Source organism: Sporosarcina sp. E16_3, assembly GCF_017347125.1.
In the GTDB taxonomy this organism is placed as follows: domain Bacteria; phylum Bacillota; class Bacilli; order Bacillales_A; family Planococcaceae; genus Sporosarcina.
In genome coordinates, this window is the sequence record NZ_JADPRX010000020.1 from 1 (window position 1) to 16,583 (window position 16,583).

Consider the following 16,583-nt stretch of genomic DNA (forward strand, 5'->3'; position numbering starts at 1 on the left):
TAGACTCCAGGCGCCAGCCGCTCGGGTCATAAGCAATCCAGCTATGTGGCAAAGAGCGCCACGTCGCTGGATCGACTTATGCCCGTCGCGGGCCTACAGGATGTAGGTCATGCAGCTGTTGCCACAGGAAGTGGCGCACTTAAGCTGCGTTCCTTTTAGGCGCCTTGCGCATTTCTTATTATGCTTCGAACGAAAGAGGTGGATTACGCATGGATAATGGTTCGAAAAAAGATATCATGTTCGAGCGAATGCGTGAAAAGAAGAAAGAAGTGAAAATCGTTAGAAGGATTGTACTAGTAATCGTACTTGTTCTAGTGCTTATTGGCTTAATTGGTGGCCGCTACGTCTATAAATACATAACAGGGGCCCTTCAACCCATCGACCCGGATTCCGAAGAAGTAATTGAAGTTGAAATACAAATCGGGTCTGGCGTAGACACGATTGCAGCGAAACTTGAAGCAAAAGGAATCGTTAAAGATGCTCGTCTGTTCAAATATTACGTGAAGTTCAATAATAATTCTCAGTTTCAAGCAGGGACGTATGGCTTAACGAAATCGATGACGCTTGATGAAATCATTGAAAGTTTAAAAACAGGAAAAGTATATAGAGAACCTGTCTTTACAATGACTGTTCCAGAAGGACTGACATTGAAACAAATTGCTAAAATTGTCGAAAAAAGTACCGGAATTCCTGAAAAAGAATTCCTCGTCTATGTAAATGACGAAGCAACCATCAATATGTTGATGGGGAAATATTCAAAAATCCTGACAGAAGATATTAAAGCAGAAAACATTAAATATCCGTTGGAAGGTTATTTATTCCCAGCGACTTATCCGTTTTTTGAAGAAAAACCATCAATTGAAACAATAGTCGATGCGATGCTTCAAGGGACTGCGCTTAATGTAACACCTTATCTTGATTATCTTCAAAGCAATGAAAAATCGGTTCATTGGTTGTTGACGTTCGCTTCACTGCTTGAAGAAGAGGCGACGGCGCAATCAGATAGAGAAACGATTGCCAGTGTATTTTACAATCGCATGAAGATAGATATGCCACTTCAAACGGATCCAACAGTTCTTTACGCACTAGGCGAGCACAAAGATAGAGTGCTCTATAAGGATCTTGAAATAGAGGATCCATATAATACGTATGTCGTCAAAGGATTGCCACCTGGACCGATTGCGGGAGCAGGAAGGTCTTCGATTGAAGCAGTTATAGACCCATCTAAAACGAACTATCTATTTTTCTTAGCTGATAAAAAAGGTGTCAATCATTTTACGGATACTTATGATCAACATTTGGAAAACAAGGCACTTTATTTGTCAGGGGATTGACGGTTTTGAACTGGAGATGAACGCAATGGATAACTATAAGACATATGTTGCAAGTTTCGTGAAAGAAAAAGATCCGCTCATTGTCGAAATGGAACAGTTCGCTGTTGAACATCATGTTCCAATCATGGATAATGACGGTATCGATTTATTTATTAGCCTATTACGACTTCAAAATCCTGAACGAATCCTTGAAATCGGCAGTGCAATCGGCTATTCGGCAATCCGGATTGCTGGGGCACTGCCTAAGGCTTCAATTGTGACTATTGAAAGAGACACTGAACGGTATTTGAAAGCGGTTGACTACATCGCGCGGAGTGGTTTTGAACAACGGATTGCTATTATTGAAGCGGACGCGTTGTTAACGGACAGTGCTGACGTTCTTGATAAGACTTACGATGCTCTTTTCATTGATGCTGCCAAAGGGCAGTATAAACGATTCTTTGAAAAGTATGCGCCTACCCTCAATACTGGGGGCGTTATTTATTGCGACAATATGTTTATGCATGGTATAGTGCTGCTCGAAGATAAGGATATCCCAAGGCGAAACCGTACGATGATACGCAACTTGAAAGAATTTACTGAATGGGTTATGAATAATCAGGAGTACGAAACGTCTTTGCTTCCGGTTGGAGACGGGCTATTAATTGCAGTAAAAAAATAAGAAGACATTAATGTGGATATCCTAGAGTAAAGGGATATTCTGATGCGTAAAGGGAGTTTGAAATGAAATCTAGAAAACCTCTCGTCATCGGTATTGCAGGTGGCTCAGGATCGGGTAAAACAAGTGTTACCAATTCAATCTACGATGTGTTTAAAGAGCATTCTGTGGTCGTTATTGAACAGGATTATTATTATAAAGACCAGTCTCACTTGGAATTTGAAGAACGCTTGAAAACGAATTATGATCATCCACTGGCATTCGATACAGATCTACTAATTCATCATGTTGAAACGCTTATTGACCGAAAGCTCGTGGAAAAACCCGTGTACAATTATTCATTACACACGCGGTCTGAAGAAACGATTATTATCGAACCAAAAGATGTCATTATCCTAGAAGGGATTTTGGTTCTTGAGGACGAAAGGTTACGTGACCTGATGGATATCAAATTATTTGTCGATACAGACGGAGATTTGCGTATTATTCGTCGAATTATGCGTGACATTAATGAACGTGGTAGAACAATTGAATCGGTCATCGAGCAATATTTGTCCGTCGTACGCCCAATGCACAATCAATTCATCGAACCAACGAAGAGGTATGCCGATATTATTATTCCAGAAGGCGGCCATAATGAAGTCGCAATTGACCTAATGGTTACAAAAATAAAAACAATTCTTGAATCTGGAACAGAATTGTAATATGATAATGACAGAATTCTATACAGATTTAGCACTATGTCGCATACCTGTTGTAGGAGTGGCATAGTATTTTTATGAACAGGAATATTAGGGAGTGGTGTTGTAATGATTACAGAAAAGAAATTTCCAATGACTGCAGCAGGTAAACAAAAGTTAGAAGAAGAGCTAGACTATCTGAAATCGGTGAAACGAAAAGAAGTTGTCGAGCGCATAAAAATCGCGCGTAGTCACGGGGATCTTTCGGAAAACTCGGAATATGATTCCGCGAAAGAGGACCAAGGTTTCCTTGAAGGTAAAATTGTATCGATTGAGTCGATGATCCGCAATGCGGTAATCATCACTGCAGACGAACTAAATACTGACGAAGTACGCCTTGGAACAACTGTCACATTCAAAGAACTGCCAGACGGAGATGAGGAGACATACACGATTGTTGGTTCTGCAGAAGCGAATCCAATCGAAGGTCTTATTTCAAATGATTCACCAATTGCAAAAGGCCTTATCGGTCGTTCTAAAGGTGATCAAGTTAGAATTATTACACCGGGTGGAGAAATGTCAGTTACTATTCTTGATATAAAATGACTTACTGATAGCCGCCCTCTATTGTGAGGGCGGCTATCATATTTAATAAGTCAGAAGAACTTTATGGAACAAATTTCGTTGCTACTCGTCAACTACATACTGGCAGTTGTCAAAATCTTAATTGGAGTTGATATGCTTATGACGGAACGAGAACCTGAACTTTCGAGAGTTGAACGGAAAAAAGGCCGTAATCGAAATAAAGTATTGAATAGTATGATTGCGGTTGTTGTCGTACTTATTGTTGTCGCTACAGTAACAATTTTCACTGGCAACAAGAGTGATAAAGAACCAAGCGGTATTGAAGAAACGGCAAATGGTAGTCCTGTCAATGACGATGTGGCAGAAGACGTTAAAGAAGACGTTAAAGATGACGATAAGGATAACGGCATAGAAGATAGTAATTCAACTACGGAGGAAGAGACGTCTGAACCAGCGAACACGATAGAGACTGATAAAGCAGATGAAACAACTGCTGGAGACGATAGTGACGAGCCTAGTTCGGTTACATCCGTTCCTTCAGACGACGCAATCATTGCCGAGACGGTAACTGACACGGCATGGAAACCTATAGGTACGACACAAACGGGTGAGCATGTGTCTCAGTACGATGTCAAATCAGTTGATTGGAATGAGAAAAAACAAGCACTTGCCTATGCAACCGGTCTATCACAAGACTCAATGATCTTTTGGAAGATTAAAAACGGTGGTGGACCGCAGAAATCTATTGGAATCGTTTCATCAAGGGATAGCTCACAGAAATACCGTGTCTACCTCGAATGGGTGGATGGCGAAGGCTGGAAACCTGTAAAAATGGATAAATTGACGACATTGGACTTTAAGTATTAAATTGACATAAAGCAGTGTAGTGGAGGGATTACTATGAAGATAGCAATAATCGGTGCAATGGAAGAAGAAGTAACACTTTTACGTGAAGAAATCGATTCAGGTCTTGCGATAACAATTGCGGGGTGTGAATTCATCGAAGGAAAAATCGGTGAGCACAACGTTGTACTTGTGAAAAGTGGAATTGGTAAAGTTAACGCCGCGATTGCAACGACGCTTTTGCTAAGCAATTTCAAGCCTGATGTTGTTCTCAATACCGGCTCAGCAGGTGGATTCCATGAGTCACTTGAAGTCGGCACGGTCGTTATTTCCAATGAAGTGCGTCATCACGATGTCGATGTAACTGCATTCGGCTACGAGCATGGTCAAGTTCCAGGACAACCTGCAGCGTATCCAGCAGACTTAGGACTTGTGGAGGTAGCTCGTGCTGCTGTCGAAGAAATCGGAGCACATGCGCACGCGACAGGACTCATCGCTTCGGGTGACACGTTCATGAGCAATGCTGATCATGTTAAAAAAGTGAAGGAGACATTCCCACTGATGATTGCTGCGGATATGGAAGCATCGGCTGTCGCTCAAGTGTGTCATCAGTTTGGTACCCCGTTTGTTGTCATTCGTGCACTATCAGATATTGCAGGAAAAGAGTCATCAATTAGTTTCGAAGAGTTCCTTCCAGTTGCCGCACGTCATTCTACAGATATTGTTTTAAAAGTCATCTCGAAACTTTAAGCATTTCGTGGTAAGATAGGTATACGAATAGATCTTGCAGATATTCTTTTTTCGAGGAGGGATTTTACTATGTTATTTTTAATGGCAGGCGTATTTATCGCATCAACAATCATTGCAGTCGTCATCTCCCGTGAAGTTAGCGCGGACTGAGCTGTATAAGAAGAGGCGTTTCCTATGCTGGGATCACTCCCGCGTGGAAACGCCTTTTCTTTATTGCTTGGGGATTAATAAAATATCGTACTTTGGATAAGTTGTAACGTAGAGATTTTACGTCTAGACTCCAGGCCATCCGGGAGGGATTGTACTGAATCCCTCCTGCTTGTCAGGGCTGTACAGGTGCTTGCGCTTTTGTTCCTTAATTTAAATCATTGTATTCATGTTTGAATAACTGATACAGTTTAACGATTGCGCGTTTTTCGATACGAGAGACATAGCTTCTCGAAATGTCGAGCTGCTCGGCAATTTCTTTTTGCGTCATAGGCAGGTCATCTAACAGGCCATATCGTCTTTGAATGATTTCAAGTTCCCGGCCATCAAGCTTTCCAAGGTGTCTGTACAGCCTTTCTTTTCTTTCTTTCTCTTCGACGGCATCTACCGGGGAGTCATCATCAGTCTGAAGCAAATCAGCAATTTGTAAGGATTGACCATCTTTATCCATGCCGATTGGATCGAAGAGGGAGACGTCTTTTTGTACCTTTTTCTGTGTTCGTAAATACATGAGTATTTCATTTTCAATACAGCGGGCGGCGTACGTGGCCAGTTTCGTTTTGCGATCCGGGGTGAAACTGTTCACCGCTTTCATAAGTCCAATTGTTCCAATTGAGATATAATCATCAAGTAGTTCGTGTTTTGGGTGGAATTTTTTTACGATGTGGGCGACGAGCCGCATATTACGCTCAATCAATTCATCCCGAGCATCCTCGTCACCTTCTGCAAGACGTTGCAGGCAAGCTGCTTCTTCCTCTTTGGATAGAGGGCGCTGGAAAGCCTGCCCTCTAATATAGCCAATCACTGCAGGAATTTCGAGCCATAGCTGGACAATCGCCATGACAAACCCGCTCATCGGGCCACCTCCTGTGTCGTTGTATGACAGCATATGCGGTCGGGTCTTGCCGTATCACCGTTTTTTTAGTCGGACAGGCGATAAAGGATGTCCTTGTTTTGGCCAACTTAAGTGAGATGAATGTAACTTGCGTTTCTCTAATCGAGTCGCTGTCTAGACTCCGGGCGCCAGCCGCTCGGGTCATAAGCAATCCAGCTATGTGGCAAAGAGCGCCACGTCGCCGGATCGACTTATGCCTGTCGCGTCTAGCGGGCGCCCTCCGCTTTTCTTATAAATGCATGTAAGTTACGTTATTATGTTATAATTGTTTCAGATTAAGTACTATATCGGAGTGGATATCGTGTATAAGTATTTTTTGCCGGATGAGTATGTGAAAGACATTTTTCATATTCAACCTGAAGCACTAAAAAATAAGGGAATCAAAGGGGTAATCACGGACCTGGACAATACGCTAGTCGCGTGGGACAGGCCTGATGCAACACCTGAAATCATTGAATGGATAACATCAATGCAAGATGCTGGCATACAGGTTACCATCGTTTCGAACAACAATGAAATGCGTGTCAAAGCCTTTTGCGAACCTCTCGGCATTCCATTTATAAATGATGCACGCAAGCCAATGCGGAAATCATTCCAAAAGGCACTTAGCTCTATGAACGTCAAAAAAGAGGAAGTCGTCGTCATCGGTGACCAGTTACTGACCGATATACTTGGCGGTAACAGAAAAGGACTACACACGATACTCGTAGTGCCAGTTGCGACGTCAGACGCCGCCATCACGAAGTTCAACAGGAAGATTGAAAGAAGGATCATGGCGGGATTGAAACGCCGTGGCTTGATTAAGTGGGAGGAATAAGCTTGGAAGAAATTAAATGTATCGGTTGTGGAATAACAATCCAGACTGAAGACCCGAAATTGGAAGGCTTTACGCCGCCAGCTTCTTTAGAAAAAGAGGACGTTATTTGCAAGCGTTGTTTCCGACTGCGCAATTATAATGAATTACAACCCGTATCATTATCCGGCGATGATTTCCTTGCTATTTTAAATGGAATTGGTCAAAAAGACGGGTTGGTCGTTAAAATCGTCGATATTTTCGATTTCAATGGTAGCTGGATAAACGGTCTGCATCGCTTCGTTGGTGCTAAAGATATTTTATTAATCGGTAATAAAGCAGATATTTTACCGAAATCAATTAACCCGAACCGTCTTATCAACTGGATGAAAGCTGAAGCGGCTAAACTTGGCTTGAAACCTGTTGATGTTTTGCTTGTTTCTGCTCATAAAGGAAAAGGGATGGAAGAAGCACTCACAGCGATTGATAAACATCGCCGTGGGAAAGACGTGTACGTAGTCGGCTGCACAAACGTTGGGAAATCAACGTTCATCAATCGCATCATTAAAGGAGCGACTGGTATCGGAGAAGTAATTACGACTTCCCATTTCCCAGGAACAACTTTAGATCTTGTTGAAATTCCATTTGAGGATGGAAAAGCTATCTATGATACACCGGGGATTATTAATCACCATCAGATAGCACATCATTTAAATGCAAATGATTTGAAAGCAATCACACCTAAAAAAGAGTTGAAACCGTCAGTATTCCAGCTGAACGCTGAACAGACACTATACATCGCTGGTCTTGCGCGTTTTGATTTTATTTCTGGTGCCCGTTCGTCGTTTACAATTCATGTTTCGAATGAATTATCGATTCACCGGACAAAGCTTTCCAATGCGGATCATTTGTACAAAGAACACCTTGGCGGGATGCTATCACCGCCATCTGGTGAATCGCTTGAAACGCTACCGCCATTTGTGCGTCATGAATTTTCGATTAAAAAAGCGAAAACGGACATTGTTATTTCGGGGCTAGGTTGGATCACGATTCAGCATCCTAATGTAGTCGTCGCAATTCATGCACCTCGTGGGGTCGATGTTGTACTACGCCCTTCATTAATCTAGAGGAAGTTCAAAAAGTCCGGTGAAAATAAGTCTTCAGATTACGTTGTCAGCTTGCTACTCCGCTGCTCACGTGTATTGAGTGCATACGCTGCGCTGCTCGTTGCTGCGCTTCCTAGTACTCCTCGGCTCTTTTCATCCTCCTTTTTGAACCCTTATCTAAGGAGGGACTCATTATGAAAAAGTGGTATGCAGTTATCGGAGATCCAATCAAACAATCAATGTCTCCGGGTATGCACGAAGCTTGGTTTGATGAAGAAAGTATTGACGCATGCTATATTCCCATACATGTAACAGCAGACAGACTGCGGGAAGCGGTAGAGGGCTTGAAGAATTTGGGCTGTTCAGGGTGGAACGTTACAGTTCCGCATAAAAGTGCTATCATCCCGTTTCTTAATCAGTTGGATGCTTCCGCGCGACAAATGAACGCAGTGAATACTGTCCATGTACTCGGGGACGGCACGCTCGTTGGCTCCAATACAGACGGTAAGGGATTTGTCCGTTCGTTGGAAGAAGCCTATGGTGAGAAGTGTAAGGATAAAAAAGTTCTCGTTATCGGAGCGGGCGGTGCTGCACGCGGTATCTCCTTTGCACTTCAGTCCGCGGGATATGGCCCTATCTTTTTCACGAACCGTACACTTGAAAAAGCCATACAACTAGCAGATGACCTTTCCAATTCGGCGGTATTATCGGTATCGGATGCAGAATTATCTCTATCTGAATTCGGCTTGATCGTCCAGACGACATCGGTCGGTATGAACTTTTCGCAACTAGGAATGCCTTTAAATCCGGGAAATGTTTCTGAAGGAACTGTTGTGGCTGATATTATCTACAATCCCCTTGAAACGGAATTCCTTTCAGAATCCCGTAAAAGGGGAGCGCACACATTGAACGGGGTCGGCATGTTCGTCCATCAAGGAGCGCTTGCGTTCGAGACTTGGACAGAAGTACGCCCTGAAACAGGATTTATGATTGACAAAATAACGACAACTCTTGGAGGATAAATTACTATGTTAACTAATAAACAAAAAAGCTTTCTTCGTGGCGAATCAAATCGTCTACAACCACTTGTCCATATTGGTAAAAGCGGATTGACAGAATCGGTTATCACGCAGATTGAAGAAGCGCTTGAAGCAAAAGAAATTATTAAAGTAACAATTCTACAAAACTGTGACCAAGACAAAAATGAAATTGCGGCGAAACTTGAAGAACAAGTTGGAATTGAAGTCGTTCAAGTTATCGGCAAAATCATTGTTTTATATAAAGAATCAGTTGAGAAAAAACGGATCGAACTTCCATAAGGAGGTAAGCACCATATGAAAAAGATTGGCATTCTTGGCGGTACATTCAACCCGCCTCATATCGGACATCTGATTGTTGCGAATGAAGTAAAGCAATCTCTCGGTCTTGATGAAGTTCGGTTAATGCCGACAGCGGTTCCACCGCATAAAACTGCACCTGGTGATGCGACTGCTGAACAGCGATTGCAGATGGTGGAACTTGCTGTTCAGGCTATTGATGGCTTGACCGTATCCGCTTTTGAAGTGGAACGCGGCGGTGTTTCCTATACGTTTGATACGATGAAACAATTGATAGAGATTGAACCGCAAAGTGAGTTTTACTTTATCATCGGCGGTGATATGATTGATTTGTTGCCTAAATGGCACCGTATTGAAGAACTTGTCACGCTTGTCAATTTCGTAGGTGTTGGACGTCCAGGGACTATCGGAACAACAGATTTTCCAATTATTATGGTGGATATCCCACAAATTGAGTTGTCTTCTACATTGATTCGGCAACGCTTTTCCGACAATGGCGCCGTCCAATTGCTTATCCCGCCTGCGGTGGAAGCTTTTATTCGCAAGGAGGGTTTGTATGGAAGTTGAACAGCTGAAAATAGAAATCGCTAAACGTATGCCGATACGGCGTTATGAACACGTTTTACGGGTAACGGAAACGGCAAAAAGATTGGCTGAGAAGTACCAACTTCCAGTGATTAAAGCTGGGCAAGCGGCGCTATTCCATGATATTGCGAAATTCATGGACAAGGCTGACCTGCATAACGTTTTAAACACAGCAAACGAAGATTCACGGCTCTTGTCATTTCATCACGAGTTGTGGCATGCTCCAGTTGGGGCAATTATCGCTCGTGATGAATTTGGGATTTGCGACGCGGATATCCTGAACGCAATCCGCTATCATACAACCGGTCGGGCAACTATGTCCCCGCTTGAAAAGTTGATTTATGTTTCTGATATGATTGAACCTGGACGCAGCTTTCCAGGAGTGGATGAGTTAAGAGAAAAAGCTGAAGAAAATCTTGAAACAGCAATGGAAGCCTGCATTTATCAGTCAGTGCAATTTCTTGTGAATAAAAGAGTACCGGTTTTTCCGGATTCGATAGACTGTTACAATGAGCACCTTAAATAAGAAGGGAACAGTGAAATTATGACTACTACATTACTAGAAACAGCTTATAAAGCAATCGACGATAAAAAAGGCGAGGACATCGTAGTACTGAATATGGAAGGGGTATCGCTTATCGCGGACCAATTCATTATCTGTCATGCGAATTCAGGACGCCAAGTTCAAGCAATTGCAAAAGAAGTAGCTGACAAAGCTTCTGAAGCTGGATTTAACACAAAAAGAATAGAAGGAATGGACATGGCTAGATGGGTACTCGTCGATCTAGGCGATGTTGTTGTTCACGTATTCCACAAAGACGAACGTGGTTACTATAACCTTGAAAAGCTTTGGGGAGACGCACCAATGTTGGACATGGCTGAAGAGAGATGAATCAGGCTTATTCCGAATTCGCTTCTGTCTACGATGAACTAATGACCGACATTCCCTATGACGCATACATTGATATTATTGATGTAGCGGCAGGGGGGATTGACGGTAAACGTGTACTAGATATCGGATGTGGAACGGGCCTATTATCCATGAAACTTGCTAAGCAAGGAGCACAAGTGACTGGAATCGATCTTTCTGCCGACATGTTAGCGGTGGCAGAAGAGCGTGCACAGTCGCTTTCTTTGCCTGTGCAATTTATCGAACAACCTATGCAACAGCTTGAGGGGTTTGCGGACTATGATGTCGCTGTCATCGCCATTGATTCATTAAACTATTTACCGAATCGTGAAGATGTTCTGTCGACATTTCGTCAAATCCATTCGGCCCTTGCGGTTGGTGGAAAATTGATCTTTGATGTCCATTCAACTTTTAAAACGGATGTCATTTTCATGGAAGGTCCTTTTACGTTTGATAATGGTCGAATAACATACATGTGGATAACGGAAGAAGGCGAAGAACAACACTCCGTTTATTCTGAACTGGCCTTTTTCGTTAAGGGCGAAAGTGGTTTGTATAGGCGTTTTGATGAGGTTCATACGCAACGAACGTTTCCAGTAAGTGACTACGCAGATATGCTTATGGACACAGGTTTTTCGATTGAACGGATTTTTGCAGATTGGGAAGATGAAGCGCCACACGAAGAAAGTGAACGAATATTTTTCCAAGTACGAAAATAAACCTTTTCAATTGGTAGGCATTCATTTATAGTAGAATGAACTCCATATGGATGCCGCCGAAGAAAGGGTGACTGTACTGTTTCTTTCGTTTGTATCCGGTAAATGGCGTAAGATTATAACCCCAATTGCAGCGATCGCTGTCATATCCGCTTTTCTGTTCTTCCCCAAAGGACAGGCTGACGATGATACGTTTGTCATGAGCGACCAAAACCCATTCCCTGAATTAATTGAAGAAAAGATTGAAGAAGAAATTGTAAATAGCGTTCAAATTGTTCCAGCTCCCATCGTTGTCGATGTGAAAGGTGCTGTTAGGCACCCTGGTGTCTATGCGATGCAAGATGGAGACCGCCTGATTGATGCTATTAACGCAGCAGGAGGCTATTTGCCAAACGCTGATTCCAGAATGCTGAACCATGCTATGAAACTGGCAGATGAATTTGTAGTCTATGTACCGGTCGATGGAGAAGAAGTGCTAGCTATTTCCTTCACCCCAGTAAGTGGGACAAGTACGCCTCAAGATGACGGAAAAGTCAATATTAACACCGCGGATGAAACAGAATTGATGACAATCCCTGGTATAGGCCCGTCAAAAGCGGCTGCAATTGTTCAATACCGGACGGATAAAGGTTCTTTCAAATCGCCTGAATCATTGATGGAAGTGTCTGGGATTGGCGAGAAAACATTCGAAAAACTAGAGCCTAAGATTACAGTGAATTGATTGAAGTACAATCTAGGATGAGAATGTGCTAAATATGTTGAAAAAGTGAATACCTATATAAACTAAGCGAAGGCGCCTTAACAAGGGTAGCCGAAGCCATAAGTCTGACGGCGAAGCTGTCTGGCTTATGGCGAGAGGCATCCCCGAGCGCCGCAGCGAATTCATTGGGGTTCTTTATTTTTGACATATATAAACGAAATAAATATTGGAGGCATTCACAATGGAGCGAATAACGTGGGACCAGTTTTTCATGGCCCAGTGCCATCTATTAGCAGTTCGAAGTACATGTACAAGACTTTCCGTCGGTGCATCGATTGTCAGGGATAACCGAATCATTGCAGGCGGCTATAATGGTTCCATATCAGGGGGAGACCACTGTATCGACCACGGTTGCTATGTTGTCGGGAACCACTGTGTGAGGACTATCCACGCGGAAATGAACGCATTGCTGCAATGTTCGAAGTATGGCATACCTGTTGCAGGATCAACGCTGTATGTGACGCACTTCCCATGTCTGCAATGTTCAAAAGCAATTATTCAAGCAGGCATTAAGCATGTCATCTACGCAACAGATTATAAAAACGACGAATATGCATTAAAGCTTTTTGCGCAGTCGGATGTTTCCGTTCTGCATATTCCATTTGATGAAAAGAAAGTTGACTTTTCCAGTGAGGGTAAGTTAGAGCTTTTCAATGAAATGCTGCTAAAAATGCAGGCATTAGGCGCTGGAAATGAAGAACTCGCCCCTTACAAACAAAGGGTGGATAGCTTATTCGACAAATGATTTTACGTGTTCGTTTCATGTATCTAGCAATTCCGGTCGCCGTATCAGCATTTGCTGCATACGGTCCGGTTTATCTCCTACTCTGTAATCTGTTTCTTCTTCCCATCTTCTTGAGCAGAAAAGAAGATTTCCTCACACCTATCCTCGCGGTTGCGACCGCTCTCTTCTCTTTTTTCTATATTTCAGCGACGATTCCCATAATTAAAGAAACCGGCGATGCAACCCTTAGCCTCACTTGGACCGATAATGTAAAAATTGACGGCGGCAAGATGAAGGGGTTTGCGAAAACCTCTACCGATGAAATGGTTTACGCCATCTATACAATCAGCAGTGAACAAGAAAAAACTCGTTTTCTTGAGATGAATATCCCGTCCGTGACATTTACGATGTCAGGTTCATTTCGTGAACCGGATATACCTTCACATGATTATTCTTTCGACATGCTGAAATACATGAGAATGTACGGAGCATCGGCAATATTTGAATCCGACACAATTATTCAGGCAGATAAAAAATCTGGCATCTTGACACGATTATCTGAACAGAGACGGAAAGTGAAAAATCATATCGAAGCCACATTCCCTGAAACGTTAAAAGTGGAAGCAGAAGCATTGCTTATTGGCGACCGGAGCGGGATGGACGAAGAATTAGCAGCAAATTATCGCACCCTCGGCATTACGCATCTCTTTGCAATTTCAGGGTTGCATGTCGGACTGCTGACATTCATGTTACGGGAATTGCTGCTCAGGGCAACTATCAGGAAAGAAACAATCGATACACTTCTTATGGCCCTGTTGCCTCTGTATGCGGTTATGGCTGGAGGGGCACCTTCTGTCTGGCGTGCGGTATCCGTGACTATACTCGTTCTTCTTGCGTCGTCAGGAAGGGTAAAGGTGAGACTGGATGATGCACTTGCGATAAGTGCGGCTTGTTTTATCCTTTATCAACCATTTGTTGTATTTCAGCCAGGGTTTCAGCTGTCTTATCTAGCAGCCTGTTCACTCATCTACTCTTCAGGTATTTTAGCTAAAGCAAAGACTGCCATTGGAGTTTCGTTTCTCGTCACATCAATCAGCCAACTATCTTTGTATCCAGTCTTACTCGTTCATTTTCATGAACTGTCTATTTCATCATTTGTTGTTAATCTTGTTTATGTTCCACTGTATTCGCTCATCATTTTACCCGCAAACATTGTTTTACTGATAATGACATCAGTGTTGCCGAAGGTAGCTGGTCTATTATTCATGGTATATGAGCCTTTCAGGGGGATCGTAGGGGATGTAACCAGTTGGATTTCATCTTTACCCTATCAACTATGGACACCTGGAAAACCCGATGCGCTTTGGGCTTCTCTTGCTGTAGCGGGAGTCTTGTTGTTTTTCATTCGCTGTGAGGAAGGTGGCAATGTATTAAAATCGTTGCCAATTGTACTCGTTCCTGCACTCGTCATTCATTTCATACCGTATATGGACAGCTCGTTAAGAGTAACGTTTCTAGATGTCGGACAAGGGGACAGTATTGTTATCGAATTACCTTTTCGACAAGCGGTATATGTGATTGACACAGGCGGCACAATTACATTCGGGGAGCCGAATTGGAAAACACCTTTAAAACAGTTTGAAGTCGGTAGGAAGATCGTTGTACCTTATCTGAAAGGCCGTGGTATCACAACAATTGACAAATTGATTATTTCTCACGCAGATGCAGATCATATGGAAGGAGTAGATGAGGTTTTAGAAGAGATAAAAGTTGCTGAAATTCATATTTCACCAGGAAGTGAATTGGAAGTAGCGATGATAGAGATCATTCAGTTTGTAGGGGACAAACGCATTCCGATGTTGTCGATGAAAGAAGGAGTCTCATGGACAAAAGGAAATTCGGCTTTTTATTATGTGGCACCTAAAGAAGGAGAATATGATGGGAATGCAAGTTCACTTGTCTTATTCATGAAAACATCGGGGCCTTCGTTTTTATTGACAGGAGATATGGAAAAAGAGGGAGAAGCTCAATTTCTTCGCGACTATGGGAATTCTGATTTTGGTCCCGTCATTTTGAAGGCGGGGCATCATGGCAGCAGGACATCGAGTACGGAGCCGTTCGTAGATGCGCTTCGACCGGAGCTAACCATCTTTTCGGCAGGCAGGAACAGCAGATACGGACATCCTCATCCAGAGGTAGTTGAAACGTTTGTAAAAAAGGGGTTACCGACGATGTCAACGGCCGAATTTGGATCGATTACTGTAACTGTTAAAAAAGATCAATTTGAAGTCTCAAGCATGAAAAAGTAAAAAAACGGACACAACACCCTGGATAGGATGTATTGTCCGTTTTTTAAAAACATATTAGCCAGCGACTACGTCGATTATTGTAGCAACAACAAAAATAGCTGAGAATGCTACGAAAGCGACTATAAAGCCGATTCCTGAATCGATTAAATCATTACGTTTGGACTGTACATCGTGTTCAAACTCATTCATTGCTACACCTCCTGATTCCATTATAGTATAGATGATTCCGTAGCAAAAATCCATAGCAATCAACTTTTTAAACATGTCCGGCTGTAACTGACACAATTTGTTCATACAGTCGTTTTACTATACTGTATAATTGGAATGTACTAAATCGAAAGAGGTGGATAATGTGGCGAATGCAATATGGAAGAAAATAGCCGCAGGGGAAATCGATCCGGTCTACTTATTGACTGGTCTCGAACAACATCAATTCGACACCACAATTACCCGGCTGAAAAAAGCATTACCTGATATTGATGCTGCATCAGTCATTCGGTTTGACTTGGACGAGACTCCTGTAGAGGTGGTCATTGAAGAGGCAGATACACTACCATTCCTCGAAGACCGTAAATTGATCATAGCTGGAAACGCATCATTTTTAAAAGCGTCGGATAAAACCCGGGAAAAAGTGACACATAATTTGGAGATGTTGGAAGCATGGCTGGCAAATCCGTCACCGACAGCAACGGTTGTATTTATAGCACCTTATGAAAAATTGGATGCACGAAAACGGATTACCAAAATAATTAAAGAACATGCGACTGTCATTGAATCAAAACGACTGCAAGGGAAGGATCTGTTCACATGGATTCAGCAGGAAGCGGGGGCAAATGGGTCACGAATTGGATCCGCTGACGCAGAGTTTCTCGTGAAAATGGCTGGGGATGACTTGCTTACTTTGTCATCTGAAATTGGGAAAATGGCTACATATTTGAATGGTCTTGGGGACATCACGGCAGATGTGATTGAGTCGCTCGTACCACGGACACCAGAAATGGATGTCTTCCGATTAACGGATGCTTACGTTTCTGGAAAAGTGTCGAACACTGTAGCCATTTACCATGACTTATTACGTAACGGTGAAGAACCAATCATGTTGACCTCATTAATTGCTAGTCAGGTAAGGCTCATGGTGCATGTGGGTTTACTTCATAAAAAAGGATACCAGCAACATCAAATTGCAAAAACGTTAAGCGTCCATCCATACCGGGTGAAATTGATGATGGAGAATAGAAGTTTGCCTAGTTCTGAGCGTTTACTATTGATTTTAAGTAAACTCGCGGCCATTGACTATAAATTGAAATCATCAAGTGGAAAAAGGGAACGAATTCTGGAGTTGTTCTTTATGGAGCCATTAAGGAAATAAAAAAAAGGCCGTCCGATAATCG

At 42.7% G+C, this 16,583-nt stretch carries 20 protein-coding genes; 18 read left to right on the forward strand and 2 right to left on the reverse strand.

The genetic code is table 11. The features are described 5' to 3' along the window. Positions 1–209 precede the first annotated feature (209 nt). From mltG to mtnN, 6 genes are all read left to right on the forward strand, one after another. Positions 210–1,334, forward strand: a complete 1,125-nt coding sequence (gene mltG / locus I2483_RS12330; RefSeq protein ID WP_207277456.1) for an endolytic transglycosylase MltG — start codon at positions 210–212, stop codon at positions 1,332–1,334. A gap of 25 nt (positions 1,335–1,359) precedes the next feature. After that, positions 1,360–1,995: an O-methyltransferase gene (locus I2483_RS12335; protein ID WP_207277457.1), complete on the forward strand. Its 636-nt coding sequence runs from the start codon at positions 1,360–1,362 to the stop codon at positions 1,993–1,995. 62 nt (positions 1,996–2,057) lie between these two features. Continuing rightward, complete coding sequence (gene udk / locus I2483_RS12340) at positions 2,058–2,696, forward strand: uridine kinase (protein ID WP_207277458.1); 639 nt, start codon at positions 2,058–2,060, stop codon at positions 2,694–2,696. Between the two features lie 105 nt (positions 2,697–2,801). Then, positions 2,802–3,278 carry a transcription elongation factor GreA gene (gene greA, locus I2483_RS12345; protein WP_186668657.1) on the forward strand — a complete coding sequence of 159 codons (477 nt, stop codon included), beginning with the start codon at positions 2,802–2,804 and terminating at the stop codon, positions 3,276–3,278. 63 nt (positions 3,279–3,341) lie between these two features. Then, positions 3,342–4,124, forward strand: a complete 783-nt coding sequence (locus tag I2483_RS12350) for a YrrS family protein (protein WP_255550424.1) — start codon at positions 3,342–3,344, stop codon at positions 4,122–4,124. 33 nt (positions 4,125–4,157) lie between these two features. Further along, on the forward strand, positions 4,158–4,850 hold the full coding sequence (gene mtnN / locus I2483_RS12355; protein ID WP_207277459.1) for a 5'-methylthioadenosine/S-adenosylhomocysteine nucleosidase: 693 nt from the start codon (positions 4,158–4,160) through the stop codon (positions 4,848–4,850). Between the two features lie 355 nt (positions 4,851–5,205). On the opposite strand, the gene sigK is transcribed toward mtnN, so the two are convergent. Then, positions 5,206–5,913 (reverse strand): RNA polymerase sporulation sigma factor SigK, encoded by a 708-nt coding sequence (gene sigK / locus I2483_RS12360; protein ID WP_186668661.1) that lies wholly within the window; start codon positions 5,911–5,913, stop codon positions 5,206–5,208. A 337-nt stretch (positions 5,914–6,250) separates the two neighbouring features. Here sigK and I2483_RS12365 point away from each other — a divergent pair, with 337 nt between their 5' ends. The 11 genes from I2483_RS12365 (at position 6,251) to I2483_RS12415 (ending at position 15,192) form a co-directional block, all read left to right on the forward strand. Further along, the gene (locus tag I2483_RS12365; RefSeq protein ID WP_186669560.1) at positions 6,251–6,769 is read left to right on the forward strand and encodes a YqeG family HAD IIIA-type phosphatase; all 519 of its coding nucleotides are present in this window, start codon (positions 6,251–6,253) and stop codon (positions 6,767–6,769) included. Between the two features lie 2 nt (positions 6,770–6,771). Further along, positions 6,772–7,872 (forward strand): ribosome biogenesis GTPase YqeH, encoded by a 1,101-nt coding sequence (gene yqeH / locus I2483_RS12370; protein ID WP_186668663.1) that lies wholly within the window; start codon positions 6,772–6,774, stop codon positions 7,870–7,872. Between the two features lie 173 nt (positions 7,873–8,045). Beyond that, the gene (aroE, locus tag I2483_RS12375) at positions 8,046–8,873 is read left to right on the forward strand and encodes a shikimate dehydrogenase (RefSeq protein ID WP_207277460.1); all 828 of its coding nucleotides are present in this window, start codon (positions 8,046–8,048) and stop codon (positions 8,871–8,873) included. A gap of 6 nt (positions 8,874–8,879) precedes the next feature. Next, positions 8,880–9,170: a ribosome assembly RNA-binding protein YhbY gene (gene yhbY / locus I2483_RS12380; protein WP_186668667.1), complete on the forward strand. Its 291-nt coding sequence runs from the start codon at positions 8,880–8,882 to the stop codon at positions 9,168–9,170. A 15-nt stretch (positions 9,171–9,185) separates the two neighbouring features. Next, positions 9,186–9,755, forward strand: coding sequence for a nicotinate-nucleotide adenylyltransferase (locus I2483_RS12385; RefSeq protein ID WP_186668669.1), 570 nt, complete (start codon positions 9,186–9,188; stop codon positions 9,753–9,755). Further along, on the forward strand, positions 9,745–10,299 hold the full coding sequence (gene yqeK, locus I2483_RS12390; RefSeq protein ID WP_207277461.1) for a bis(5'-nucleosyl)-tetraphosphatase (symmetrical) YqeK: 555 nt from the start codon (positions 9,745–9,747) through the stop codon (positions 10,297–10,299). Before I2483_RS12385 ends, yqeK begins: the two co-directional genes overlap by 11 nt. 18 nt (positions 10,300–10,317) lie before the next feature. Next, positions 10,318–10,665: a ribosome silencing factor gene (gene rsfS, locus I2483_RS12395; protein WP_186668673.1), complete on the forward strand. Its 348-nt coding sequence runs from the start codon at positions 10,318–10,320 to the stop codon at positions 10,663–10,665. Continuing rightward, a complete protein-coding gene (locus I2483_RS12400; protein ID WP_207277462.1) occupies positions 10,662–11,402 on the forward strand; it encodes a class I SAM-dependent DNA methyltransferase in 741 nt (246 codons plus the stop codon). The genes rsfS and I2483_RS12400 overlap by 4 nt, the downstream gene beginning before the upstream one ends. A 46-nt stretch (positions 11,403–11,448) precedes the next feature. Continuing rightward, entirely contained in the window at positions 11,449–12,120 is a 672-nt protein-coding gene (locus tag I2483_RS12405) for a helix-hairpin-helix domain-containing protein (RefSeq protein ID WP_218624952.1), read from the forward strand. Between the two features lie 220 nt (positions 12,121–12,340). After that, positions 12,341–12,904: a ComE operon protein 2 gene (locus tag I2483_RS12410; protein ID WP_207277463.1), complete on the forward strand. Its 564-nt coding sequence runs from the start codon at positions 12,341–12,343 to the stop codon at positions 12,902–12,904. Next, a complete protein-coding gene (locus tag I2483_RS12415) occupies positions 12,901–15,192 on the forward strand; it encodes a DNA internalization-related competence protein ComEC/Rec2 (RefSeq protein WP_207277464.1) in 2,292 nt (763 codons plus the stop codon). Before I2483_RS12410 ends, I2483_RS12415 begins: the two co-directional genes overlap by 4 nt. A gap of 54 nt (positions 15,193–15,246) precedes the next feature. Here the strand turns inward: I2483_RS12415 and I2483_RS12420 are convergent, their stop codons facing one another. Next, a complete protein-coding gene (locus tag I2483_RS12420; RefSeq protein ID WP_207277465.1) occupies positions 15,247–15,381 on the reverse strand; it encodes a YqzM family protein in 135 nt (44 codons plus the stop codon). A 163-nt stretch (positions 15,382–15,544) separates the two neighbouring features. Between I2483_RS12420 and holA the strand changes: the two genes are divergently transcribed. Then, the gene (gene holA, locus I2483_RS12425) at positions 15,545–16,561 is read left to right on the forward strand and encodes a DNA polymerase III subunit delta (protein ID WP_207277466.1); all 1,017 of its coding nucleotides are present in this window, start codon (positions 15,545–15,547) and stop codon (positions 16,559–16,561) included. Positions 16,562–16,583 lie beyond the last annotated feature (22 nt).

Bases quoted from the DNA above. Each gene is read 5' to 3' on its own strand.
- yhbY (WP_186668667.1), top strand. From the start codon at position 8,880: ATGTTAACTAATAAACAAAAAAGCTTTCTTCGTGGCGAATCAAATCGT.
- I2483_RS12350 (WP_255550424.1), top strand. From the start codon at position 3,342: ATGGAACAAATTTCGTTGCTACTCGTCAACTACATACTGGCAGTTGTC.
- I2483_RS12415 (WP_207277464.1), top strand. From the start codon at position 12,901: ATGATTTTACGTGTTCGTTTCATGTATCTAGCAATTCCGGTCGCCGTA.
- greA (WP_186668657.1), top strand. From the start codon at position 2,802: ATGATTACAGAAAAGAAATTTCCAATGACTGCAGCAGGTAAACAAAAG.
- sigK (WP_186668661.1), bottom strand. From the start codon at position 5,913: ATGAGCGGGTTTGTCATGGCGATTGTCCAGCTATGGCTCGAAATTCCT.
- I2483_RS12410 (WP_207277463.1), top strand. From the start codon at position 12,341: ATGGAGCGAATAACGTGGGACCAGTTTTTCATGGCCCAGTGCCATCTA.
- rsfS (WP_186668673.1), top strand. From the start codon at position 10,318: ATGACTACTACATTACTAGAAACAGCTTATAAAGCAATCGACGATAAA.
- mltG (WP_207277456.1), top strand. From the start codon at position 210: ATGGATAATGGTTCGAAAAAAGATATCATGTTCGAGCGAATGCGTGAA.
- I2483_RS12400 (WP_207277462.1), top strand. From the start codon at position 10,662: ATGAATCAGGCTTATTCCGAATTCGCTTCTGTCTACGATGAACTAATG.
- I2483_RS12385 (WP_186668669.1), top strand. From the start codon at position 9,186: ATGAAAAAGATTGGCATTCTTGGCGGTACATTCAACCCGCCTCATATC.
- I2483_RS12405 (WP_218624952.1), top strand. From the start codon at position 11,449: ATGGATGCCGCCGAAGAAAGGGTGACTGTACTGTTTCTTTCGTTTGTA.
- yqeK (WP_207277461.1), top strand. From the start codon at position 9,745: ATGGAAGTTGAACAGCTGAAAATAGAAATCGCTAAACGTATGCCGATA.
- aroE (WP_207277460.1), top strand. From the start codon at position 8,046: ATGAAAAAGTGGTATGCAGTTATCGGAGATCCAATCAAACAATCAATG.
- mtnN (WP_207277459.1), top strand. From the start codon at position 4,158: ATGAAGATAGCAATAATCGGTGCAATGGAAGAAGAAGTAACACTTTTA.
- I2483_RS12335 (WP_207277457.1), top strand. From the start codon at position 1,360: ATGGATAACTATAAGACATATGTTGCAAGTTTCGTGAAAGAAAAAGAT.
- udk (WP_207277458.1), top strand. From the start codon at position 2,058: ATGAAATCTAGAAAACCTCTCGTCATCGGTATTGCAGGTGGCTCAGGA.
- I2483_RS12420 (WP_207277465.1), bottom strand. From the start codon at position 15,381: ATGAATGAGTTTGAACACGATGTACAGTCCAAACGTAATGATTTAATC.